General features: G+C 38.5%; 29 protein-coding genes and 1 tRNA gene. 24 read left to right on the top strand and 6 right to left on the bottom strand.

Translation table 11 applies throughout. From position 1 onward, the window contains the following. Positions 1-107 precede the first annotated feature (107 nt). From trxB to ACFSCZ_RS12690, 5 genes are all read left to right on the top strand, one after another. A complete protein-coding gene (trxB, locus tag ACFSCZ_RS12710) occupies positions 108-1,058 on the top strand; it encodes a thioredoxin-disulfide reductase (RefSeq protein ID WP_380774298.1) in 951 nt (316 codons plus the stop codon). Positions 1,059-1,771: 713 nt separating this feature from the next. After that, entirely contained in the window at positions 1,772-2,665 is an 894-nt protein-coding gene (rapZ, locus tag ACFSCZ_RS12705) for an RNase adapter RapZ (protein ID WP_380774297.1), read from the top strand. After that, the gene (locus tag ACFSCZ_RS12700; RefSeq protein ID WP_380774296.1) at positions 2,662-3,639 is read left to right on the top strand and encodes a gluconeogenesis factor YvcK family protein; all 978 of its coding nucleotides are present in this window, start codon (positions 2,662-2,664) and stop codon (positions 3,637-3,639) included. Before rapZ ends, ACFSCZ_RS12700 begins: the two co-directional genes overlap by 4 nt. A gap of 23 nt (positions 3,640-3,662) precedes the next feature. Next, a complete protein-coding gene (gene whiA, locus ACFSCZ_RS12695; protein ID WP_380774295.1) occupies positions 3,663-4,622 on the top strand; it encodes a DNA-binding protein WhiA in 960 nt (319 codons plus the stop codon). 30 nt (positions 4,623-4,652) lie between these two features. Next, the gene (locus ACFSCZ_RS12690; RefSeq protein WP_380774294.1) at positions 4,653-4,910 is read left to right on the top strand and encodes an HPr family phosphocarrier protein; all 258 of its coding nucleotides are present in this window, start codon (positions 4,653-4,655) and stop codon (positions 4,908-4,910) included. A gap of 66 nt (positions 4,911-4,976) precedes the next feature. On the opposite strand, the gene clpP is transcribed toward ACFSCZ_RS12690, so the two are convergent. Further along, the gene (gene clpP / locus ACFSCZ_RS12685; RefSeq protein WP_380774293.1) at positions 4,977-5,573 is read right to left on the bottom strand and encodes an ATP-dependent Clp endopeptidase proteolytic subunit ClpP; all 597 of its coding nucleotides are present in this window, start codon (positions 5,571-5,573) and stop codon (positions 4,977-4,979) included. Positions 5,574-5,797: 224 nt separating this feature from the next. Here clpP and ACFSCZ_RS12680 point away from each other — a divergent pair. Beyond that, positions 5,798-5,869: transfer RNA gene (locus ACFSCZ_RS12680), tRNA-Arg, on the top strand. A gap of 136 nt (positions 5,870-6,005) precedes the next feature. Here the strand turns inward: ACFSCZ_RS12680 and ACFSCZ_RS12675 are convergent. After that, the gene (locus ACFSCZ_RS12675; RefSeq protein WP_380774292.1) at positions 6,006-7,112 is read right to left on the bottom strand and encodes a site-specific integrase; all 1,107 of its coding nucleotides are present in this window, start codon (positions 7,110-7,112) and stop codon (positions 6,006-6,008) included. Positions 7,113-7,176: 64 nt separating this feature from the next. Further along, a complete protein-coding gene (locus ACFSCZ_RS12670; RefSeq protein ID WP_380774291.1) occupies positions 7,177-7,680 on the bottom strand; it encodes an ImmA/IrrE family metallo-endopeptidase in 504 nt (167 codons plus the stop codon). Between the two features lie 354 nt (positions 7,681-8,034). Here ACFSCZ_RS12670 and ACFSCZ_RS12665 point away from each other — a divergent pair, with 354 nt between their 5' ends. Next, positions 8,035-8,421 carry a GNAT family N-acetyltransferase gene (locus ACFSCZ_RS12665; protein WP_380774290.1) on the top strand — a complete coding sequence of 129 codons (387 nt, stop codon included), beginning with the start codon at positions 8,035-8,037 and terminating at the stop codon, positions 8,419-8,421. A 224-nt stretch (positions 8,422-8,645) separates the two neighbouring features. On the opposite strand, the gene ACFSCZ_RS12660 is transcribed toward ACFSCZ_RS12665, so the two are convergent. Further along, complete coding sequence (locus ACFSCZ_RS12660; RefSeq protein WP_380774289.1) at positions 8,646-9,056, bottom strand: helix-turn-helix domain-containing protein; 411 nt, start codon at positions 9,054-9,056, stop codon at positions 8,646-8,648. A gap of 158 nt (positions 9,057-9,214) precedes the next feature. On the opposite strand from ACFSCZ_RS12660, the gene ACFSCZ_RS12655 reads away from it, so the two are divergent. The 5 genes from ACFSCZ_RS12655 (at position 9,215) to ACFSCZ_RS12635 (ending at position 13,024) form a co-directional block, all read left to right on the top strand. Then, the gene (locus tag ACFSCZ_RS12655; RefSeq protein WP_380774288.1) at positions 9,215-9,451 is read left to right on the top strand and encodes a helix-turn-helix transcriptional regulator; all 237 of its coding nucleotides are present in this window, start codon (positions 9,215-9,217) and stop codon (positions 9,449-9,451) included. A 51-nt stretch (positions 9,452-9,502) separates the two neighbouring features. Beyond that, positions 9,503-9,820 (top strand): DUF771 domain-containing protein, encoded by a 318-nt coding sequence (locus tag ACFSCZ_RS12650; RefSeq protein ID WP_380774287.1) that lies wholly within the window; start codon positions 9,503-9,505, stop codon positions 9,818-9,820. Positions 9,821-10,164: 344 nt separating this feature from the next. After that, positions 10,165-10,746, top strand: a complete 582-nt coding sequence (locus ACFSCZ_RS12645) for a Rha family transcriptional regulator (protein ID WP_380774286.1) — start codon at positions 10,165-10,167, stop codon at positions 10,744-10,746. Between the two features lie 765 nt (positions 10,747-11,511). After that, positions 11,512-12,477 carry a hypothetical protein gene (locus ACFSCZ_RS12640; RefSeq protein ID WP_380774285.1) on the top strand — a complete coding sequence of 322 codons (966 nt, stop codon included), beginning with the start codon at positions 11,512-11,514 and terminating at the stop codon, positions 12,475-12,477. Between the two features lie 76 nt (positions 12,478-12,553). After that, on the top strand, positions 12,554-13,024 hold the full coding sequence (locus tag ACFSCZ_RS12635; protein WP_380774284.1) for an ArpU family phage packaging/lysis transcriptional regulator: 471 nt from the start codon (positions 12,554-12,556) through the stop codon (positions 13,022-13,024). Positions 13,025-13,234: 210 nt separating this feature from the next. Here the strand turns inward: ACFSCZ_RS12635 and ACFSCZ_RS12630 are convergent, their stop codons facing one another. Beyond that, positions 13,235-14,230 (bottom strand): CHAT domain-containing protein, encoded by a 996-nt coding sequence (locus tag ACFSCZ_RS12630; protein ID WP_380774283.1) that lies wholly within the window; start codon positions 14,228-14,230, stop codon positions 13,235-13,237. 552 nt (positions 14,231-14,782) lie between these two features. Between ACFSCZ_RS12630 and ACFSCZ_RS12625 the strand changes: the two genes are divergently transcribed. From ACFSCZ_RS12625 to ACFSCZ_RS12575, 11 genes are all read left to right on the top strand, one after another. Further along, positions 14,783-15,037, top strand: a complete 255-nt coding sequence (locus ACFSCZ_RS12625) for a hypothetical protein (RefSeq protein ID WP_380774282.1) — start codon at positions 14,783-14,785, stop codon at positions 15,035-15,037. Between the two features lie 3 nt (positions 15,038-15,040). After that, a complete protein-coding gene (locus ACFSCZ_RS12620; RefSeq protein WP_380774281.1) occupies positions 15,041-15,274 on the top strand; it encodes a pilin in 234 nt (77 codons plus the stop codon). Positions 15,275-15,322: 48 nt separating this feature from the next. Then, on the top strand, positions 15,323-16,294 hold the full coding sequence (locus ACFSCZ_RS12615; protein WP_380774280.1) for a hypothetical protein: 972 nt from the start codon (positions 15,323-15,325) through the stop codon (positions 16,292-16,294). Between the two features lie 20 nt (positions 16,295-16,314). After that, complete coding sequence (locus tag ACFSCZ_RS12610; RefSeq protein ID WP_380774279.1) at positions 16,315-16,443, top strand: hypothetical protein; 129 nt, start codon at positions 16,315-16,317, stop codon at positions 16,441-16,443. Then, positions 16,440-17,297: a toprim domain-containing protein gene (locus ACFSCZ_RS12605; RefSeq protein ID WP_380774278.1), complete on the top strand. Its 858-nt coding sequence runs from the start codon at positions 16,440-16,442 to the stop codon at positions 17,295-17,297. The genes ACFSCZ_RS12610 and ACFSCZ_RS12605 overlap by 4 nt, the downstream gene beginning before the upstream one ends. A gap of 304 nt (positions 17,298-17,601) precedes the next feature. Then, the gene (locus ACFSCZ_RS12600) at positions 17,602-17,826 is read left to right on the top strand and encodes a phage distal tail protein (RefSeq protein ID WP_380774434.1); all 225 of its coding nucleotides are present in this window, start codon (positions 17,602-17,604) and stop codon (positions 17,824-17,826) included. Positions 17,827-17,994: 168 nt separating this feature from the next. Continuing rightward, on the top strand, positions 17,995-18,918 hold the full coding sequence (locus tag ACFSCZ_RS12595; RefSeq protein WP_380774277.1) for a DUF6731 family protein: 924 nt from the start codon (positions 17,995-17,997) through the stop codon (positions 18,916-18,918). Position 18,919: 1 nt separating this feature from the next. Continuing rightward, positions 18,920-19,423, top strand: coding sequence for a hypothetical protein (locus tag ACFSCZ_RS12590; protein ID WP_380774276.1), 504 nt, complete (start codon positions 18,920-18,922; stop codon positions 19,421-19,423). A gap of 57 nt (positions 19,424-19,480) precedes the next feature. Then, complete coding sequence (locus ACFSCZ_RS12585; RefSeq protein ID WP_380774275.1) at positions 19,481-19,663, top strand: hypothetical protein; 183 nt, start codon at positions 19,481-19,483, stop codon at positions 19,661-19,663. A 174-nt stretch (positions 19,664-19,837) separates the two neighbouring features. Then, positions 19,838-22,090, top strand: a complete 2,253-nt coding sequence (locus ACFSCZ_RS12580) for a VirD4-like conjugal transfer protein, CD1115 family (RefSeq protein ID WP_380774274.1) — start codon at positions 19,838-19,840, stop codon at positions 22,088-22,090. Between the two features lie 37 nt (positions 22,091-22,127). Next, positions 22,128-22,364: a YdbC family protein gene (locus tag ACFSCZ_RS12575; protein ID WP_380774430.1), complete on the top strand. Its 237-nt coding sequence runs from the start codon at positions 22,128-22,130 to the stop codon at positions 22,362-22,364. Between the two features lie 198 nt (positions 22,365-22,562). On the opposite strand, the gene ACFSCZ_RS12570 is transcribed toward ACFSCZ_RS12575, so the two are convergent. After that, positions 22,563-22,643, bottom strand: a complete 81-nt coding sequence (locus tag ACFSCZ_RS12570) for a putative holin-like toxin (protein WP_380774427.1) — start codon at positions 22,641-22,643, stop codon at positions 22,563-22,565. A 188-nt stretch (positions 22,644-22,831) separates the two neighbouring features. On the opposite strand from ACFSCZ_RS12570, the gene ACFSCZ_RS12565 reads away from it, so the two are divergent. After that, complete coding sequence (locus tag ACFSCZ_RS12565) at positions 22,832-23,350, top strand: hypothetical protein (protein WP_380774273.1); 519 nt, start codon at positions 22,832-22,834, stop codon at positions 23,348-23,350. Positions 23,351-23,375: the final 25 nt, after the last annotated feature.

The raw sequence follows: 23,375 nt of genomic DNA, 5'->3' as shown, positions 1-23,375 counted from the left end.
TGATCAAGGGAATTAATTAAAAATATTTTAATGTAAAAATCGTTCTTCATTAGGGGAAACTTATCAAGAACAACAACCCTTTTTAATATCCAAAGGAGTGTAGAATGATGGCAGAAGATAAAATTTATGATGTGATTATTGCAGGAGCAGGTCCAGCTGGAATGACGGCAGCTGTTTACACAGCGCGGGCTAATTTGTCTACCCTTATGATTGAGCGCGGTGTCCCGGGCGGACAGATGTCCGATACGGCGGATGTGGAAAACTATCCTGGATTTGACCATATTTTAGGACCGGATTTGGCAACTAAAATGTTCGACCATGCCAAAAAATTCGGTGCCGAATACGCGTATGGAGATATTAAAGAAATCGTCGATGGGGATCCTTATAAAATCGTTAAAGCAGGCGATAAAGAGTATAAGGCTTATGCTGTGATTGTGGCAACAGGTGCTGAATACAAAAAACTAGGCGTTCCCGGAGAAGAAGAATATACCGGGCGCGGTGTATCTTATTGTGCTGTATGTGACGGTGCTTTCTTTAAAGAAAGGGAACTTGTCGTTATCGGAGGCGGTGATTCGGCTGTGGAGGAGGGCGCCTATCTGACGCGCTTTGCATCCAAAGTAACAATCATTCACCGCCGGGATGAGCTCAGGGCTCAAAAAATCCTTCAAGACCGTGCGTTTGCTAACGAAAAAATTGATTTTCTTTGGAACTACACGGTGAAACAAGTAAACGGAGAAGACGGTAAATTAAGTTCTGTCACTCTTGTTTCTACAAAAGACGGTTCGGAAAGAGAATTTAAGGCAGACGGAATGTTTGTATACATCGGAATGAATCCATTGACGCATGCAGTGGAAAACCTTGGCATTACGAACGAAGCCGGGTATATTGAAACAGACGAAAATATGGCAACCCGAGTCCCGGGCATTTTTGCTGCCGGAGACGTTCGTGACAAACTGTTAAGACAGATTGTGACGGCTACAGGCGATGGAGGCATTGCTGCGCAAAGTGCCCAAATTTATATTGAAAGCCTGAAAGACAAAGAGCTTGCAAATAAATAATTACGCGTAACGCCCATTTAATCTGTTTGTAACAGTGCTGAAATGAAAAGAGTGTATATTAATAAATGAGATATTGACCCCCTTTTTATACAATATCCCTTTTGGATGCACAGGAGAAATCCTGTGCTTTTTTTGCTTGAAGAAGAAAAACAGCACCGTTTTACAAGATGGACGATGTGCAGACATTAATGAATTAGAGAAAACAGTTCCTGTCTGATCTGCGGTTCGTTCACCCTTATTCCCGGCGATTGGAAGATGGAAGACACAGGCACCGCCGGAAGTTCCTCAATCTTTTCGGATCCGCATAGTCATGGTTTAAACAGGTGCCACCAATGAAACAAGGCTGCATGGGAGATTGCTCCCGTTACGGAAGCAGCCGGCATAAGCGTTGACACTGGTTCTTTTACAGTCCGAGGTTAAAAGACATTGTAAATTTGAATGCAACCGTTATTTTTGTCGAATAAACGGATGACTTCGGTCACTTATACTAGAGATCCCTTCTGTACGAATACTATCAGCTTTTCCATTTGAAATTATCGTGAATCTTTCCAGTGATGCTGTCTTTCTTTGAAGGAAAATAGTATAATTATGTAGGAGAGCGCCTTATTTTACAAGTATCTTGTAAAATTACGCATAATAACGAGGAGCGCCCAAGCTGTTTGGCATATACATATGTTAAACCCCTGTTTTTTATTATAGAGAGGATGAGATCCATGAATAACGGATCTATGGAAGATATTCAATTAGTCATCATAACGGGCATGTCAGGTGCGGGAAAAACGGTAGCCATACACAGCTTTGAAGATTTAGGTTTTTTCTGCGTAGATAATTTGCCGCCGGCATTGATGCCCAAATTTCTGGAATTGATGAAGGAATCCGGTAATAAGATGAATAAGGTGGCGCTAGTCATGGATTTGCGCGGCCGGGAGTTCTTCGATACATTGCTTCGTGTCATCGATGAATTATCCGATTCCAAATGGGTAACCCCGCAGGTCTTATTCTTGGATGCTGATGATGCTGTCCTTGTCCGTAGATATAAAGAAACACGGCGGTCCCATCCGCTCGCTCCCCTGGGGCTTCCGCTTGAAGGCATCAGGCAGGAGCGTGAGTTATTGGAAGAGCTGAAGGGGCGGGCACAGTATATCTATAATACATCCGAAATGAAGCCGAAGGAATTGCGTGAACGGATCCTCACCGAATTTTCCGCAAACAGACAGGCAACTTTTATGGTGAATGTCATGTCATTTGGCTTTAAACATGGGCTTCCGATTGATGCTGATTTGGTATTTGATGTGAGATTTTTGCCGAATCCGCATTATATTGAACATATGAAACCAAAGACGGGGCTCGACGATGAGGTGGCCAGCTACGTTCTTAAATGGAATGACACTCAGAAGTTTCTTGCGAAAGTAACAGATTTACTGGAATTTATGCTTCCTCATTACAAGCGGGAAGGCAAAAGCCAGCTGGTCATTGCTATCGGCTGTACAGGCGGACAGCACCGTTCTGTAGCATTGTCGGAATATATCGGCCAATATTTTGAAAATGACTATCATATCCGGATGACACACCGTGATATCCAAAAGAGAAAGGAACTTGCCACATGACGGCTTTACCCAAAATTGTTGTCATTGGCGGAGGGACCGGGTTGCCTGTCTTACTGAGAGGCCTGAAAAATTATCCGGTTGATATCACGGCCATTGTGACTGTAGCTGATGATGGTGGAAGCTCCGGACGATTAAGGTCTGAACTTTCCATTCCGCCGCCGGGTGACGTTAGAAATGTCATCGCAGCTTTATCTGATGCTGAACCGATGATTATTGAGATGTTTCAGCATCGTTTTAATACTGCCAATGAGCTTTCCGGCCATTCATTGGGAAATTTGATCATTGCAGCATTGACGTCCATCACTGGAGATTTCGTGCAGGCTGTCAAAGAAATGAGTCGTGTCCTTAATGTGCATGGAAAAGTGCTTCCCGCTGCTAATCAAAGTGTTGTTCTGCATGCGGAGATGATGGACGGGACAATTGTTTCCGGAGAGTCAAAAATCCCCGAGTCCGGGAAAGAAATCAAGCGTGTTTTTCTGACGCCCGAAGTCATTAAGCCTTTGCCTGAGACCATTCAGTCAATCCAGGAAGCCGATTTAATTGTCGTCGGACCCGGCAGTCTTTATACGAGCATCCTTCCTAACTTGCTTGTACCGGGGCTGGGGGAGGAAGTTTGCAATGCAAAGGCGAAGAAAGTATATATTTGCAATTTGATGACACAGCCGGGGGAAACTACGGGATTTACGGCCAGCAGGCATGTGAAGGCTTTGTACGAACATATGGGTTGCTCTTTCATTGATACGATTATCGTGAATAACAAGGAGATCCCGCCCGCTCTCCAGCATCGGTACGAAAAAGAAATGGCCATTCCGGTCTATTTTGATGTAGATCAGTTAATAGCCTTGGGAATGGAAGTTGTACAGGACCGGATTGCAACGATTGAACAAGGGTTTATTCGCCACGATACAGATACTGTCGCAGAAATACTCTACGCACTGATCGGGAGAGATTTGAGCCGGATTGCCAGCACGTAACGTTGGTAAAGGAGGATGCAGCAATGTCTTTTGCCTCGGAAACAAAAAAAGAACTGACAAATTTGACGATAAAAGATTGTTGTACCAAGGCGGAGCTTTCCGCCTTGGTCAGAATGAATGGCTCATTGTCTTTTTCCAATCGGGAATTAATCGTCAATATTCAAACAGAAAATGCAGCTATCGCCAGAAGAATTTATACCTTAATTAAAAAAAATTATCGCGCAGCTGTTGAATTACTTGTAAGAAAGAAAATGCGGCTGAAGAAAAATAATGTTTATATTGTTCGTTTAAAAGAGAACGCAGAAGAAATATTAAAAGATCTGAAGATCCTGGGGGACAATTTTTTGGCGATACAGGAAATATCTCCCGAACTCCTGAAGAAAAAATGCTGCAAACGTTCATATATTCGGGGGGCTTTCCTTGCCGGAGGTTCGGTAAACAACCCGGAGAGATCTTCCTATCATTTGGAGATTTCATCCATTTACAAAGAGCATAGCGAGTCGCTATGTGAACTTATGAACGAGTTTGGATTAAACAGTAAGACGCTAGAAAGAAAAAATGGGTATATTACTTATTTAAAGGAAGCTGAAAAAATCACCGAGTTTTTAAACATTATCGGAGCGCATAATGCACTCCTTCGCTTTGAAGATGTTCGCATTGTGAGGGATATGCGCAATTCGGTCAACAGGCTTGTGAACTGTGAAACAGCCAATTTGAACAAGACAATCGGCGCAGCTTTGAGACAGGTTGAAAATATTCGCTTTATACAGGATACCGTGGGGCTCGATTATTTGCCGGATAGGCTTCGGGAAATCGCAGAGCTTAGAATGACTCATCAAGATGTAACCCTCAAGGAGTTGGGTGAAATGGTTTCAAGCGGCCAGATCAGCAAATCAGGCATCAACCACCGCCTGAGAAAAATTGATGAAATTGCAGAAAAGCTCCGATCTGGCGATCCATCTCTTTTGGCTTATAAAAAATAACGATTTGTGTAAATCGAAGGAGGAAGTAAATTGGCAGAAAAAGAAGTAACTGTAGGATTAAAATCAGGTCTTCAGGCGAGACCAGCTGCACAATTTGTTCAGGAAGCTAACCGTTTTTCATCAGATGTGTTTATTGAAAAAGACGGCAAAAAAGTGAATGCCAAAAGCATTATGGGTCTGATGAGCCTGGCTGCAGGTACAGGAGCGACCATTAAGCTGATTGCCGATGGACCAGATGAAGACGAAGCGATTAACACTCTGGCAGAATTTGTGGAAAATGATCGCTAGATCCACAGAAAAAGGGCTATCCCTATCAAAGTCTCTGATATTTGAGGGGTAGCCCTTAATACATTCTTATTTAGTAATTCCTTCATTGCGGTCAATAATATGGTCAATCAGTCCATATTCTTTGGCTCTTTCAGCTGTCATGAAGTTGTCACGGTCAGTATCACGCTCAATCACTTCAAGCGGCTGGCCGGTGCGTTCAGACAAAATTTTATTGAGTTTTTCACGCATGAACAAAATTCTTTTGGCTGCAATTTCAATTTCAGTGGCCTGCCCCTGCGCGCCTCCAAGAGGTTGGTGAATCATCACTTCACTGTTTGGCAGAGCATATCGTTTCCCCTTGGTACCTGCTGCCAGCAAGAAAGCTCCCATGGAAGCCGCCATGCCGATACAGATGGTTTGTACATCCGGCTTAATAAATTGCATCGTATCATAGATAGCCATTCCCGCTGTAATGCTGCCGCCCGGGCTGTTAATATAAATGGAAATATCCTTTTCAGGATTTTCCGCTTCAAGGAATAAAAGCTGAGCGACAATCGAGTTGGCAACATTATCGTCTATCCCGCTCCCCAGCATGATAATCCGGTCTTTCAACAGCCTGGAGTAAATATCATATGCCCGTTCCCCTCGGTTTGTTTGTTCAATAACAGTTGGAATTAAATTCATTTGTCTCCTCCTCATTCATTAGCCGACTGGCAGATTTTCATGTGGAAATCTTTGTATGTATTGTTATCATACAACCATGGTCAATAAAGGTCAAACGTTTTGTTTCTTATGGGGAATTAAATATTATACAAACCATAATAACCATCTGTACATAATTTAAACTAAATAAGGGTTGCAAGCTTGAAAAAAATCGATTATAATTTAATATCGTATGATAAAAAAATGCCCTCGTAGTGTAACGGATAACACGCAAGATTCCGGTTCTTGAAATATGGGTTCGATTCCTGTCGAGGGCGTACCAAGTAAATATGTAATAAGTCTGGTTCGTCATAAAACACTCGAAAATGTTGTTATACCAATGTTTTCGGTGTTTTTCTTATTTTGTAGAATACGATTTAAAACGATAGGTTTTGAAACTTTTTTACACAAATTTTACACAACCCTCATATTCTCGAATGTACTGATAGCTGCTTTGGTGTCCTCTTCCCGCAACTCTTTTATCACGTGAGCATAATGCCGCATGGTTGTATCAATCGTTGAATGGCCTAATCGTTCGGAGACATAATAAATCGAAACTTTCTGATACAATAATACACTGGCGTGTGTGTGCCGCAATCCATGTATGGTGATTGGTTCTATTTTAAACTTTTTCAACATACGTTCAAGCATTTTGTTCGCATTATTATTAGTAATCACTTTGCTTTTACTTCCTGGATTAAAAAACACCAACCCGTGAATATTAGAAGGCATTTCATTGAATAAATTTTTAAATGCTGCCATCGTTCTAGCGTCCATTTTTATTTTGCGATTCGATAAATCCGTTTTTGTTTTGGCAAAGCCGTCCCCGGTCTTATAATCCCAAGTTTTGTCCACATTGATAACATTGTTTTTGAAATCGAAATCTTTTCTTGTTAAGCCCACCATTTCTGCATACCTCATTCCAGAGGTTAATCCAAGCAATAATAAATAATAAGCGAGAGCACGATCAAGACGGTTGTATAATTCATTCAATAATACTTTACTTTCCTCATAATTTAGGTGCTTCTCTTCTGGTCTTTTTGCCTCTACGTGGCCGGTGATGGTTGCTCCCCGTGTAAAATCAACACGGATTATTCCTTCATCAATGGCATCCCTTACACAAGCCCTGATATGGTTATTTAGCTTTCTTGTTGTCTCTTTAGCCCTCGTTTGCCCGTATTCGTTCAGGAATGCCTGATAATCGCGTTTTGAAATGTCTTGGATAGGTTTGTGTCCGAAATACTCTTGAATCGTTCTTAACGTATCCTTATAACGCTTTATCGTTACCCGGCTTACGTCTTTTTTATAAAGATCAATCCATTCCTCAAAATACTTATCAAATGGTTCCAGACGCAAATATGGGACTAACCCCTTTCGCAAACTTTCTTCCACCTCGGCAGCAGCCACTTGGGCTTCTTTTTTGGTCTTAAATCCTCCCTTCCGTATTGGCTTTGATTTACCGTTGATCCTTCTGCTGACTGTATATTGCCATGTTTTCCCTCTCTTTGTAAAACTGGCCATTTATTTTCCTCCTCTCATAAACTATCATAATCGAAATCCATTGGACTTTAAATCCTTCTTTTTTCTATGGAGCGAGCCTTTCTGCTGCCTTACAAATATATCGGTTTTTAATTTGTTTTAGCCGCTCCTCACACAATTCGGGAGTTACCTTAAATAAATTGGACATTTGATCAATCACGTAAGGGTCTTCAAAATTTATATACTGTAACATGTGTTGCGGAATGGCCGCGTACCGTATGAAATTTCTGGCATCCCACTCTTGGAGTTCACGAAAAGCGTCCGGCATCATAGTTTGCACTCCATAGTGACGCAGGATATGGCAAAGCTCATGAAAAAACATTTCCCTTTGAATTTCTTTGCTTTCACGGCTATCAAGCGTAATCCCCCTGTATCGGCCGACAATCTGATGAGAAGAAGGCATCGGTTTGGTGTGTACATAAATCCTAAATCGGCTCGCTATTAGCTGTATATCAATTTGTTCTGGCCGATAAATGGATAAACGCGAATAAAAATCAGTTACCCAGTCTTCAAGTGTTGTAGTCGGATAAATACGGGTCAATGTCTGCATAATAATCCCTCCTGTGGAAATTATACAAACGTACGTTCTTGTTTACAAGATGAGGAAATGCCCAAATATTGGTACTAGTTGGTGGTATTTAATGAGTGCAATTAAAAAATGGAATTAAATATAAATAGTTTTTGAGGACTTTGGTTTTATTTTTATAGGGTAAATGTAACAGTTTTAGTTCCAATTATCTGAAATAAACCCAGTTGTTAGGAATTACCATAGAGATCGTTAAGGTTAAAAAACCAGTGATGATATTCAGCAATCGGGCCGATTGTGGCACAGAAAATTAAATGCTTAGAGGGGATCATTTTGAAGATAATTGAGACGGAACGATTATATCTAAGGGAGTTGAAAATGGATAACGAATTATCGAAGGTGCTTTCCGACCCAGAATCCATGCAATATTACCATCATTCTTTTAATCATGAAGAGGTTAAAGATTGGATTGAATGGAATATGAAAAATTATAAGCAAGATAAACATGGACTATGGGCAGTTATATTAAAAGATGGGGGTACATTTATCGGTGATTGTGGAATAACAATACAAAACATTGATGGAGAGAGGTTACCAGAAATCGGGTTTCACATTATTAAAGAGTATTGGAATAAGGGGTATGCTACCGAGGCAGCATCCGCCTGTAAGGAATATGCATTTAATATTTTAAACTATCCAAAAATACTTTCGTATACGACCCTAAATAATATAAGTTGCAGAAAAAATCGGGATGGAAACTTATAAGTTTTTTTAAGAGAATGGTGAACAACAAATCGTTCAAGTTACATACAAAAATTTATGATGAGTAGCAGTAATGCATCGGCTATTATTCCAGAATAAGGGCGCGATTGTAGAATAAACGCTTAGATTTTTAACAACTTTATTGCCAACTTGCACTTTGATTGGTTACAGGTCTTTTTTCATTTACCTTAAAAAGCACCCGGAACAATATCCGGTTCCAGGTGCTTCTACTTTTTCTTATTTCGTTCCTTTGCTAGCTTCACAATCATTTTAAAATGTTCTTCAATCAGCCTTACATCTTCTGGAGAAAGGTTTTTCCACTCTTCTATGTCAAAGAAGCCCATTTGTTCAATGCCATACTTTTCTACCAGCTCGTTGATTTCGGAGAGGGGATTAAAGTTTGTATTATATGGACCTTTTTTTTCTTCATCAATATATCCGGCTGCTCTCAATAAATTTTCGTAAGGAACTTTTAAAGGCTTATAAAGTTTTTTTAACACCTCAGGAGATGGAGTCCCTCTGGATCCATTTTCTATTTGTGATAGATACGCAGGAGAAACATTGGAATACAATGCGAGCTGTCGAATTGAAAGTTTATTTTCCTCTCTTAGCTTTTTTAAATACTTACTAAACTCCATAACTATTCTCCTCGTTTACAATTGATAACATTATGATAACAAAAGCAAATGCACAACAATGTCTTTGTGCAGCATTTTTTATAAAAAAGTGTTTACAAATGTGTACAAAAATGGTAATATGTTTACAAAAGCAAACGTAAGTGGAAAGAGGTGAGAAAATGAACATAAAAGTTAATATTGTTGCTTTTAAAGAAGCAAGGGTTAAAAAAGGGTTTTCTCAACGAGAATTGGCAAAGCGGGCACATCTTAGCCATGCATTAATTAGTCAAATCGAGAATAACGAAAGGAACCCAAGTCCGGGATCTGCCAAAAAAATATGCGATACCTTAGAAGTACAGTTCGATGATATTTTTTTTGCAATTAGTGTTTGCAAATGCAAACAACCTACAGCTTAAGTTTATTCTGCCTTCTGCAATATAGTTCAAATAAAAAAGGGGAGTTGAACGATGCAGCAACTTAATGTGAATTTAACCATTCCAATCCCCGGCGATTCGGTTTTAATTTCAAAGATCGAGCTGGAGGAATTGAAGAAGCAAGAGCTTAAAGGCGTGTACTGGACCATGAAAGATCTTGAAAAGCGAACAGGCAAAAAGCATGAGTGGATTAAAGAACGTATCCTCTACCCGTCAAAGTTCAGGATGATACTGGATGTTGAAAATGGGGGCTTTGTGTATTACCCGAAATCAAAAGGGCAGACATGGTCTTTTCAAGCAATTAAAATGGCCGAATTTTTGGATAAGCATTTTAATCAAATTTTCAGGTAACTATACGGCATATATGGTCGTGTATTGTATCTAACAGACCAAGCCCTATCAGAATCATACTAACCATAGTTTACTGGTTGTTTATATAAAAGTATAGCATGTCAAGATCAATAAAAAACATATTTTAGGACTCGCCAAAAATGGTGAATGACAGGAGGGAATGATTCAAATTGAATGTAAAATATGGAATAAATGTTTCCGCGCATGATCGAAAGTCTAGATTATTACGCTTAGTTTCTGAAATGAAAAATAAAGGAATTGTAATTGATTTTGCAAGCCACCCTAGTTTCTTAAAAAAGAAATGATTCCTCATAAAGGGCGATACCCCAGAAGGAGAGTATGTCATGACAAAGTTAGTTAAAGACGTTGTAAATAGCGAGCTTGTTTTTGTTGAAGGTAATAGCGTTTTTACAGACAGCCTAAAGGTTGCAGAAGTTTTTCAAAAAGGGCACGACAAGGTTCTGCGTGACATTCGCAATTTAAAGTGTTCGGTTGACTTTAGACAAGCCAATTATGGAGAGTCGTCTTACAAAAATAAGCAGGGTAGGGTTATGCCGAGTTTCATAATGACGTTTGATGGATTTGCCATGCTGGCCATGGGATACACAGGAGAAAAGGCTATGCAATTTAAAGAAATGTACATAGCCGAATTTAACCGGACACGCCACGTATTGGAAAGTAATAAAGTAACGTTGTTATCAAAAGAACAGAAGGAAATCCAAAACGCTGTTTGCCGTGTTATTCATACTCACTATCCATTATTAAGGGATGGTGCCAGAAGGAAATACTTTTCGAGGATTTATTCCGATTTAAAAAATCGCTATGGTGTCAATTCCTATCGTGATATTCGAAGACATGATTTTAAAGAGGCCCTTGAGTTTATTCGAAATTGGGATTCTTCAAAATTGGAGAGTCGGCCCAATTAACGTATTCACCAATTTTGGTGAGTAAAGGGGAAGTGAAAATTACTGTGCTCAAACTGTAGCTTAATAAAAATAGCTGACATCCTTTTTGAAAAGGCAGCAGAGCAATTGTGTTCAATGAAATATTATGAATGTTCAGGTGTATTTGTTGTTTTTGATCTGGAAGGGAAGACAATATGCAGCAGTTTTTGAGGCATAAACAAAAACTGAAGTAAGACGATTCGGTCATGAAACAGGGGAGGTAAATAGACATAAATCATTTATCTGTAACTCATGTACAAATGCCGGAAGGTCCATTTTCATTTGGATTGTTTAAAGTCAAAGGGCTGAAAAGAACGATTTTTCGATTTCAACTCTTAGACGGCCAAACTGTTCGGGTTGAAAACAGTGGAAGGGTATTTCTATTAGATTCTGAAACAAGTAATACAGGCAGAGAAATTGACTTGCTGATCCCGGAGGAAAAAGTTAAGCAGTACGAAAAAGATATAGCCCGTATGATCAAGGAAGGTAAGATGGGAATAATAATCAAATGATAGATCGTTAGGAGGAACTTATGTGAACCATTCAAGAGTAAAAATCTGTTCAAGGTGTAAAAAGGAATTTCTGCATGGTGAGATTGTCTATTTTGACGGAATTGATTGCAACACATTTTGTAGTATGTGTAAGCGTAATGAGTTATTCATCCATCATTGGGAGGATCAAATGGTAATTATGAGTAGGGGACGGACACAGAAAATATGATTCGCCAAACTTGGAGAGTGGGAATTTATGAGTGGAAATGTTAAAAAATTCAAAAGTAAAGGCTACGAGTCTATAAACAGAAACATGCTGCATGATGTAGAAAATTTGAGTTTACAGGCCATTGGGCTACTGAGTAATTTAACCGCTATGCCTGATAGCTGGACGATCTATAAAACCGAACTATATCAAAGATATGCTAAAAACGGTCGTACCTCTGTGCAAAATGCCTGGAACGAGTTGGTGGAGAATAATTATGTAGTTCAACTAAGGAGAAGGGTCGGAAAAAAGTTTGAATACGTTTACTATCATTCACAAGAGAAATTTACTGATGAGGATATCCGAGAAATTGAAGAAAAAGAGGGGTGTTCGGTTTGGGATGGGAAGAAATCTTCAAATGTTGAAAATCAACATTCCAAAAAAAGTGCGGCTTCTAATGTTGATTTTGGACTTCCCAAAATGGACTTCCCAAAATCAACATATAATAAATTAAGTAATAAAGAGATTAAGTATAAAGATAAAGATCTAGATACAATAGATACTGACGATGCTCTGCATAATCAATTTGATTTTCCTGATTCTTTGTCACAAGACAAGAAAGAAGAATTAAAAGAAAAATACATGGAGCAGGCGTTTTATGATAACCAAGAGCGAATTCCCAAAAGACTAGCTAGGGTGCTTCAGGTGTTCTCTGAATCACCGGAACAAGCAAAAAAATACTATGAGATGATCCTTCTTGCAAAACATAACGTTGAAAAAGAAACGGACTGCGTAATTTGGTTAGAGCATGAACGCGAACTTGAACATCAAATTATTCAAGCCTTTAGCCGGGCAGTTAGAAAAATTGAGAAGGAGCAAAATGTGAAGAATGAGTCCGGATATATTTACACAGCCATATTTGAATTGTTGACCAAGGAGATGGCGGACCGGAAACAAAACTACCGAAATCAAAATACAGGAGTCCTTTATAATTGGTTGGACGATGAAGATGACTAGTAAACATTGCTGTTAAGAAACTAAGACCTAGGCCTGGTACAGATCATTAAAGATTTAGAGGAGGTAAGGAAACGATATGCAGCTTGCCTTTGAGTTATACTCTAATAAAATTCAATCTGAATCCGATATGAAAAAGCTGGAAGAACAAGAAATGGAATGTGTGATTGAATATGTGTTAGGGGAATGGATCAGAAAGTACTTCCGAATGAAACTCATTGCTAACACAACAAAGATTCCATCAATTACAAGCAGTTATTCAGACATGCCGTTTCATTCCAACGGTTTTCATAGCTCAACAGAGTCTACTGCTTTAAAGACACTAACTGCCGAAGAGTGGCTTCACTTTTTTCATGAAGGGTTAAACAAATTGCCGGAAATGCATCAAGAAATCATAGAGAAAAAGTATTTGAAGAGAGGATACGATGGAAAATACACACCGGATGATTTAGTCTATCAAGAAATGCATTTGGGACGAACGCAGTATTATCAAAAGAAAAAAGAATCTTTGTATTGGTTAGGATTGGCTTTAATAAATGGATTAAAATAGTAGAGATTTATTTTTAAAATCATTAATTAAGAGATTAATTTTCTAGACTTTGAAGAGCGACCTGTAAGACATGTTACAACTCAAGTACAAAATTTTGTAAAAGTAAAGTATCATTTTTTAAGCTGCAAAAAGTTATTGGAACTAGACAGAATTGAATTAATAAATGACCTCCATCTGTGAGATTGGGGTCATATTCTATATATATTTATATTATAAGGGTGGTTTGACTAATATTATTTCACTAGGGTCTAGGCCAGTTCTTGTGTAAAGCTCCGGGATTTCCTCTCCCTCAAGTCCGGCTAAGGTTAACGCTAATTTACCTTGTTCAAAAGCATTTTGTATAGACTTGCCAAATCCTATAGCCGAATAAAATTGTGCAGCAAATTCTCTTGCAGCATCATCATAGACGGCTTCATTCATTCCAATTGCACAGTCAATGTGCTCAGTCACCGCTGCCGCTTGTCCACTAGAAAAGCAATTATTAAAAATCACAAGTTTTATTGAATCGGACATCGTCTTCATTAAAAGTGAGACAGTTTCTTTCGATAAAAGACTGGTAGTTCCTTCAGTTGTTTCCAGTACAATATCATGATCTGGAGAACCGTGCCCACTAAAATGAATAATATGAGGTTTTACCTCATTTATGGCTTGTAATAAATCGTTCGAACGAACTGCCCACCAAGATTGTAGATTAATAGAATCGCGGTAGTCTGATGCACGAATCTTCTCTTGTATTAATCGAATTTCCTGGTCTAATCGTAATGAATCTTGATCAGAAGGATTTGAGGCTAAGAAAAGGACATTAATTTTATCAGGTAATGCTTCGAAATTAATTGTAATAGGGTGGGCTGATATTTCTTGACTAATTCTTTGTTGTTTTTTTAACTCATCAGTAATCTTTTTATTATGGTTCAATTCGGCAGTTTGAAGTTTTTTTGTTTCTCTTTCTTCCGTTCTTCTTAATTGTTCTAATGCATTGTTTAAAGATTTTAATTTGGTGGCTTTCCTAACTTTGAGTTCGCCAACCTTTTTTTGAGCAGTTATCATTTCTCTTTGTTTAGTGTTGCGGATCGATGGGCTTTTGGTACGTTGTAAGGCTTTCAAGGCTTTTTCTATCTTTTCTTGCTCTTTCCCGATGCTCTTTTCAATATTACCTATCTCTTTTTCCAAATTTTGAATTTTGTTTTGGTACGTTTTAATACTCATATGAGCCTCCTTTAGCTTTATTAAGTTTCTCTTAAATATGTGAAAGCATTTAGTTTTTGATGAATTTTTTGAATTATCTATTCTTACTACTACCTAACAGGATATCTATTCCAATTATAACAATCAACCGGCTTCTTTGCTGGAAAATTTGAGTCTATTTGAAAAGTACAGAAAATCGAATGCTAGTTGGCTTTTGTTTTTAAGCCTAATGTCTCTAACCAAGAAATGGATTTTTGGCTTGGGTGTTAATGTAGTCCAACTTTATAACATCTTCTATTTTGACACTTTTGGTGTACTCCATTTGAACTTTTTACGAACTCGAACCGTACAAAAATCTCTAAAAACCGTGTTATATTGTTAGTATCAAAGGATTAGGCGGACGCGAGCGCCAGTTTTGGTTTTCCTTTGTAGGACCTTTCCGATTTGGATGGGTCTTTTTTTATTGCCGTTAAGCGAAGAGGGAGGGATTTACCAATTGAAAGAGTTTATATGAAACGCAATCAGAGCCTGTAGCCATTATGTATTTATATAAAACGAGGAGGAAGTTGATCGATGAATACTGAGGAAAGATCGGTTCAAAATGAACCAACAGGAAAAAGAAATACAACAAAACCAAAACGAAAGAAAAAACGATCAAATGTTAAACCAGAGGGCTTTCAAGAGTTTGAAGCTTTAGCAAAAGGAATTTTAGAAGGGCAGGAGGTTTCCTACTTTGAATGGCTCCATAAGAAACATCAGGAAGTTGTTCTTCATTTTAATTTATCAAATAAAGATTTCATTGCAGAAATGGCAAGGGAGGTAGATTGATCTATGAATCAGGTTATTACAACCATAAGAAATATTACGGACGGGATTAAACCGGTGGCACCTGTGTTAGCCGGTTTAATTCTGGTGGTAATCGGTCTTTTATGGACATTTGCCAGAGATCCTCAAAAGAAAGATATGTATTCAGGATGGATGGTCAATGTATTCATCGGATTTGCCCTTGTTTATTTGGCTGCTTCTCTTGTTAGCTGGTTCTCAGGGCGTGTGGTTGGATTTTAATAGAAAAAGAGCAATCGGGTTATTTTAAAGAAGAAAGAGGGTGTCAGGATGAGGGAATTAATTATTAAATTTGGTAAGGAAGGCGAATATTACCGGGAGTTGGATGAAGAACGGAATTACCTTTTATGTGAAGCAAATGAAATTGTCCAGAAAATAAAAATACGGCTTGATCAAGAAAAGCGAACGGTAAAACAGAAAACAGTTGAATTGTGGATGAATGGTCAAAAGGTACTGGTAACTCAAATGGGTTTTGACAAAGAACAATCCCTTGAAAAGCAACTGGAAGAAGCATTGTGTAAAACTAATAAAGAACAGCGCAAGCACGTAAAAAAATTTAAGGAATATGCAGAAAAGGAACGTCAGCTTTTTTTAAATAGAGAGTTCAAAACTTTTGCCATTAGGTTTGATCAGGTTTTGGGAAAGCCTGATTTGGTACCATTTCCTTTAGTTCTGGAAGTTGACAAGTTGAAAAAGTTATTTGATGAAGTTTATCCACATGTAGCAACAGGCTTTTATTCCTATTTGGAAGAGATCATCACTTCTATTGATTCATCTTACCGAACTATAGTCAAACAGGTCCGGCAGAATAAAACATTCATTAATGACGCGGGACTTAATAAAGAAGTAGAGTTTTGGTTTGAAGATGATGAATATTTTTCAAAGTTTGTTCGGTATGCCGCCGCCAGTTTTCAATCAGTATCGAAAAAACGAATAGATGCTCTTTATCCACGTTTCCGGCCCTATCAAGAGTTGGAGACGTTTTTGTTTGAATTTTTAGGAAGGGAAATGGGATTTTCAGATGCTTATGAATTGCATGCTGAATTAAATAATGCATTCCTAAAAGAATACGATAAGATTTTGTTTCAAGGGACCGTGCTAAAAACAGACGAAATGGTTAAATCACTGGTATTGGCTCCAGTCATCCAAAAATACTGGGAGAAACTGCCTGAAATAATGGAATTTGACGGAAAGGTGATTCTGGATGCAGAACAGGAACAAGTTACTGTATCAGAACATTGAGGAAGCCTTGGCGGACCTAAATGCAAAAGACAAAGGAAGATACTTCCTATGCACATGCCCTGAATGCCAGCAACAAGAAGCATTCATTTATAAAAACAATCCAAGTTTTATTCGATGTAACCGTGAAAACAAATGTGGTGAGCGTATGATCTTGCATTTTGAAGAGAAGGATGAAGTTTGGTCACTCAAACCTATATCGGAGGAATATCCAAGTCTTACGAAAAAGCAGGCCCAAGCCCTTGACTGGATGACACGGTTCCTAAAGCATATGCAGAATCATTTTGAAAGTCCTACACTTGATAACGGATATAGAGGGCTCTCAAAAGAAACGACGAGGCCGTTTATAGTTGATTTAATAAATGAGGCCTACGTTCAAAAAATGTTTGAAATAGGAAAAGAGCTTTTTTCCAAGAATTATTCAACAAATGACTGGATGTGCAAACGGAATTTAATCTTTCCAATCTACGGAGACGATGGACATTTAGATCGCATATTATTACGGTCCAGTATTGATCCTTGTATAGAACCAAAAGAGCTTCAATTGATTGTAAATCCCTCAAAAGAAACGAGGGACTTTTTTATTGACATCCCTAACAAACCGAACACATTGGTCATCAGTGAAGCGATTTTAGATACTGCTTCTTTCCGTGAAGTGGATCCTGCTGTTGGACTGATGGCTTTGACCGGTGCGGCCAAGACCAGAAAGCTTTGTCAATTTATTTTGGAAAATAAAGTACTGCTCCAGGATAAAAACATCATTCTGGCATTAGATGCAGATCAAGCGGGGGAAAAGGCAACAAAGGAGATAATCGATACATTGGAGCAAATACAGGCTGGATATCAAATTTTTCCTTTTCCGGTTGGTATAAAAGATGCTAATGAATATTTAAACCTTGATAAAAAGAAATTTACTGAGGCATTTAATGACGTAAAACATTCATTTGAAGCAAAAAGAAGAAACCTAGAACCTTCAAAAAAAAGAGTTGTTGACATGGAAAGGTAGAATAAATTAAAAAACAAAAAAACCCTTACCGATTTATTATATTCATTAAAGCAAACTGCATCAAACATATGAGATTCTTTGAAAATAATGCAATAATTAGGATCATGGAAATTTAGTATCTTCAGCTATCCGAAAATGGAACGAATTGAAATACAAAGTCATTTCTTTGGTAGGTGATCTAGTGAGTGACAAAATCCGAAAATGGGAAGAACTGAAATCAAAGACATTAGAAAAGATCCGTGGTGTCAAAGATAACAGTGTCAACACACTTAAAAGCATTGACCTGGTACAAATCTGAAAAGATATTATTCAGGGATTTATTAACGGAATTAAGTCTAAGGTATCTGCTGTTGCTAGTGCGGCAAGGGAGGCTGCCGATGCTGTCACAGGAAAGAACAAAGGCGGCAAGATCATACTAAACTATAATTTTATAGCAGGTGACGTGTTGGTGATTGATTACGAGACAAGGGATATATTTTTAAACGACAAAGATTTGGCTGTATCAATTGCGCTGGAAAGTGTGGTTTGAGCTGGGGATCCGGGGGCGGTGCAGATCAAGGCAAGTCATCTAACGGAGTTAAGCTATACGGAGAGATTTTATTAGGGTAACACTCATATATTAGGAAGAGAAAAAGAAGGATTTCCCTCCTGCTTGTCGAAATGAGTAATTTGATGATTAGGGGGGAGGGATTAATAAATGGCTGTTATTAAAAGAGTAGGTTTTAACTTTTTTGAACCAATTACACAAAGAGAAGATGGTAATGTGGTTGGTTTTAACTTAGTACCTATCTTCGAGCATATTAGACAACAATATGTAACTGGGAGAGAACAGGAAGGGGCCCAAGGTAACCAAGAGTACAAAAGAGTATACACGTATAATTTTGAACCTGCACGACTTTCGGATGTTTCCGTTGATTATGCTACCCAATATTATCATTTAACTTTTGAGCGATTAAGTTACACTTTACCCAACAGAACAACATTGCATGGAGAGTCTGAAATGCTCGATTTGGATGATGATGAATATATTGGACATGAAGTGAGTGTTTTATATGATCCGGAAAATCATGTTTTAATGATACAAAGAAATCGAGATTCATTAGGACCTTCTGCAATTAGCTCATTTATTCAATCATTAGTTGTTGAAGCGGAAGCAGGAAATAATTTTTCAATAGCGATGATATCTGATGATACAGCCAGAAGAAGAGCTTTTAGACAAACAGCATATCGAAAGATCACGACCAAAGTAGTAGGAGAGAAAGCGTTAGGGCTTTTGGAAAGTCTTTATAATAGACGGCCTAATGGTGTTGCGTCTGTCGAAATAACACTTAATTCTAGTTCAAGAAGAGCTGGCGAAATCGAATCAGACTTTGCAGTTGAATTATTAGAAGAATTTATTGATGACCCGGAGGTTCAGAAATTAAGAATTCGATCTCGAGAACATGAGGAATCACCTGTAGAGCCAATTGATCTAATAAATCATAAATTAGAAGCGTCAACAACCTTTAATTTAGAAACTGATAGACAATTAAATTCAATAAGAGTTTTCGAAGATATGGTGAGACTATACGACGAGGAAGCTCATGGGGGTTATAAGAATAGAATATTAAGGATGAGGTGAAATGAGCGTTAGTTATCGTTTCATAATTTTGTCATTTTTGATTTCTGTTGCAGTAGGTATATTAGTGTTTTTTTATTGTCCGCTTTTTGTGTTCCGAGGTTTTGAGAAAGCATTGGAAGGTGTTCTGTTGTTAACAAGTATTAGCCTTGGTTTTTACGGTGCGTGTCTAAGTGTACTAGCATCAATATTTAATACAAAAATCGTAAAAGACATCATGGAAGACGGACACTATAGAAAAGAGTTTATTATTATTTCCTCTTTAGCATTAATAACTGGTTTTTTGACAGTAATTACCACAATCGTTTATCAAGTGTTGTTGGAAAACATTTTAATATCGCTAGTTGTAATGAGATCGATCAATGCTATTTGGAGTTCCCTACTAATCTTGTTTTTTAGTTTTAGTACGCTTTTCGTGTTAATATCTTTTTTAATATTTTTCAAAAACTCGGACGTTCCCACAAAAAAAGATCTTGAGCCTGGAGAAGTAAAAAACAAGAATTTTTAAAAGATTGATAGTAAAGGAGTCCTAATTAAGCTCTTTTTAAAAGAGTGAGGTGATATTTTGCCAGAGGTTTATATATTTAGCCAAGACGACAACATGCTCACAGTCATTTCCGATTCCACAGGGCTTGTCAGTACGCTATTTAAGGATCAATTGAACGGCGTTCCTGATGAGCCTTTTTCCTTTAGCATCGAAGCTGATGTTGTATACGCCAAACATGTCAAAGAAGAAGAGGTTTGTTAATAAGGAAGCGCAGGAAACGCTTAATGCTGCCCTGCAAGGCACTAGCTGGACTGGCACGGTTGATCACTCGAAAAAGCAACGACAAATTTTTATTACATTTCATGTGTGGATGCCATTTGGAAGATACTCGAAGTTTGGGGCGGAGATTTTAAAAAGGGAAGGTGGAAAAGGAATATGCAAAATAAGCAACTATTAGAGCGATTGACGAGTCCGAAGGCAATATTCTTATTTGCCATCGGATTTTTAATTGTTTCCTTTTTCTTGGCTAATTTTGTTTTGGCTTTTTTGCAAAAGTTGCTTCTTGCTATTGAACAGTTCGCAAAAGATCCTGAAAACGTTGGCTTTTCCATTCCATGGGAAAGCTTTTTGCATTTTCAGACAGATGTTCTATGGTTTTATGCCGGGTTCTATTTGATTGTTGGAATTGGGCTGATTAAGTTTCTTTTTAATATACGAATGAATTATCAGTCTTTGAACAAAGGACAGCATGGAACGAGCGAATTTGAGAAGGTCAAGGCATTGAAGAAGCAATATAAAATGATTCCTGCAGCAAAAGAGGAGTATGACGGCAATGGGGGAGTCATTATATCAGGGCTCCAAGAAAAATATCGTCCTTATCGTTTATTGATTGATGAAGGGCCAATTCATACGATGGTCATTGGTATTACAAGATCCGGGAAAGGGGAAACCTTTGTCTTTCCGATGCTGGATGTGTTAAGTCGGGCAAAAAATAAACCGTCCTTGGTTGTCAACGATCCCAAAGGGGAGTTGGCTGCTGCCAGTTATGACACATTAATTAAGCGTGGCTATGAAGTTCACGTGTTCAATCTTATTCAGCAATCTATGGGCATGGGATTTAATCCTTTGCATTTGGTGGTTGACGCCTGGAAAACAGGGAATCCGAGTTTAGCCCAACAATATGCAAATAGTGTGGCGTACAGCCTATATCATGATCCGAATGCAAAAGATCCGTTCTGGTCCAATTCGGCAAAGTCCTTGGTAACTGCAATCATTTTAGCACTTACCGAGGATGCCATTGCTACAGGAAAAGAAGAAAAAGTCAACATGTATTCAGTGGCAAACTTTCTTTCTACGAAAGGCGGCGATAATGATGAAGAAGGCAATAATGCGTTAGATTTGTTTTTTAGAGCAAGGGAAGACAATAATCCGGCAAGGATGATGTATGCGACAAGTAACTTCGCTGCCGGTAATACAAGAGCCAGTATTTTTTCAACCGCAATGGATAAGCTCCAGATATTTGCGCTGGAGCCTAACGCAAAGCTTACAAGCTATAACAGCATGAATTTAACCGATGTAGGCTTTGGTGACAAGCCTGTTGCGGTGTTTATGGTGACACCTGACTTTGATGAGTCGAATCATGTGTTGGCCAGTATCTTTGTCAGCCAGCTGTATCGCGTGAATGCGGAAAAAGCGACAATGAGTCCATCAGGGAAGTTAAAGCGTCAGGTCCATTTTTTGCTGGATGAATTTGGAAACATGCCAACTGTTGAAGGGATGTCCGGTATGGTGACTGTTGGTGCTGGACGTGGTTTTCGTTTCCATTTAATTGTACAAGCTTATTCTCAGATAAAGTCCCGATATGGGGATGAAGCGGATACCATCATCGGCAACTGTTCAAACCAGATATACATTCTCACAAAGGATGAGCAAACGGCCAAGCAGTTTAGCTCGCTAATTGGGACAAAAACGATCACAGATGTCAGCCGGAACGGAAAATTACTGTCTTCCGACAAGTCTCATAGCGAATCAGTCAAGGAACGGCCTCTGATGATGCCGGATGAATTGATGCAATTAAAAGAAGGACAATCGGTAGTAGTTCGGGCCAACAAACGCCAGGATAACAAGCGCCGTAAAATCGTTCCAAAACCGATTTTTAATAAAGATGTGACTTCGCACAAATTTCGGTGGGAATACCTGGCCGATGATTTTGATAACAGCCGGTCCATATTAGAACTTCCAATTATGTCCACGACATACCACGATTTGAATTTATCGCAAATGGTCTTTACTTCAAAAAATGAACAGGAACAATTTGTGCGTATGGTAGATGCTATGGGACGGGATGACTTCCTTAAACTGAAAACGGATTTAAGGAAAGTGTTTATTGCATGCGGTGAAACGTTTAAGTATGAGGACGAGATAGATAAATGGTCCTTTTTGCATCTGCTGAGTTATTTAACCTATGAAACATCCCTGTCCGGTCCAATCATCTACAAAATATATAAAAGCCTAAGCCAATGTCTTCCTGACGCTGTTCTAGAGAAATGGGATCAAAAGATCAGGGAAGCAAGAGAAAAACAGGAGCAAAAAAGGCGCGAACAGGAGGAAAGCATCGAGGAAACCGGGGAGCCATTGGAATTAGATGAAAAAGAGGCATTGAGGAAACAGGTAAAAGGAGCAGTTTGATATTATTTCAAAAAGAGGAGGTGCAGACGAAGTGAGAATGAAGTTTCAAATATTGAAGGAAATAGCCGTTCTTAAGGAAGGAAAAAACGGCTGGAGAAAAGAGTTGAATCTGGTAAGCTGGAATGGAAATGAACCAAAATATGATATCCGTTGGTGGCCGCCAAATAAATCGGATATTGGGAAAGGATTAACCTTAATGCCTGAAGAATTATTTCAACTGGGAGAAGTGATTCCCATGTTATCAAGGGACTTGCATTTACTCCATCAAGGATAATCATGATCATTTTGGTTCGTTTATTGTAATTGATGTTAAAATGTGTTATAAAAAGGGTAAGAAGTACGTAAAGTAAAAAGAGACCGCAAGTGCTGTAACACTCACGGTCAAGTACAATAGTCGCCTCTCAAAGAGTGGCAGGCTCTATGGTTACAGGAATAGACCATCCCCGAAACGTTGCGAGGTCTCAAGGGAGGTCTATTTCTTTTTGTCTTGAGACAGTATGGCGACCAAGGCACCGAAAGCTATCATTAGTGATAGCGCTTCAAATACTGTCATCAGCCTCACCCCCTTTCATTGGGGATGAGCCAGACCGCCCTTGAGAGAGCCGATTCTATTGTACTAGCAAAAGTATAACACAACCCATGTCCTATAAGTTGTTACTTTTTATTCATATTTCCAAAAGGTTCCTATTTTACGAGTTAATTTTGATATAATCAAAGCAAAATTAACTTCGGGGGGATAACATGGCAAAACGAACTTTATTCCCTTTTGGTGCAGTATTGGCTGTTCTGCTCGTGATGGCAGGATGCGGTAAACCAGAAGAGGGTATGAATGAATTAACCTTAAAGCAATTAGAAGAGAAATTGGATAACCAGGAGACATTTCTGTTGTTGACTTTTGCTGCAGATGAAAAAGATGTTAAAGATACAAAATTAATCGAAGCCTTTGACGACTCATTAAAACAGGAAGGACTTACGGGGTTTTACGTGAATTTAAAAGGAGAAGATGAACAAAAGCTTATAGAATGGGGAAGGGAACATACACACCCTCAAGCAGAAATAGATTGGGAACCAGTAGATGATGGTTTGGTTTTAATTAATAATGGTTCAAAAATATACACTGGAAGTGTTATTACAAAAAATATGGTAAGGAATATGGCTAGTGAATCATTAACATTTATGAATGATGATGATATTGTAAATGGAGTCGACAATATTTTGGAATACGCACAAACTAATAATATAAATTTGGAACACGAATAAAAGAATCTACAGTGGTAGGTTCTTT

The sequence above is a fragment of the Siminovitchia sediminis genome, assembly GCF_042680885.1.
GTDB lineage: Bacteria > Bacillota > Bacilli > Bacillales > Bacillaceae_C > Siminovitchia > Siminovitchia sediminis.
The sequence above is the reverse complement of the archived record's forward strand: the minus strand, read 5'-3'. Positions and strand labels throughout refer to the sequence as shown.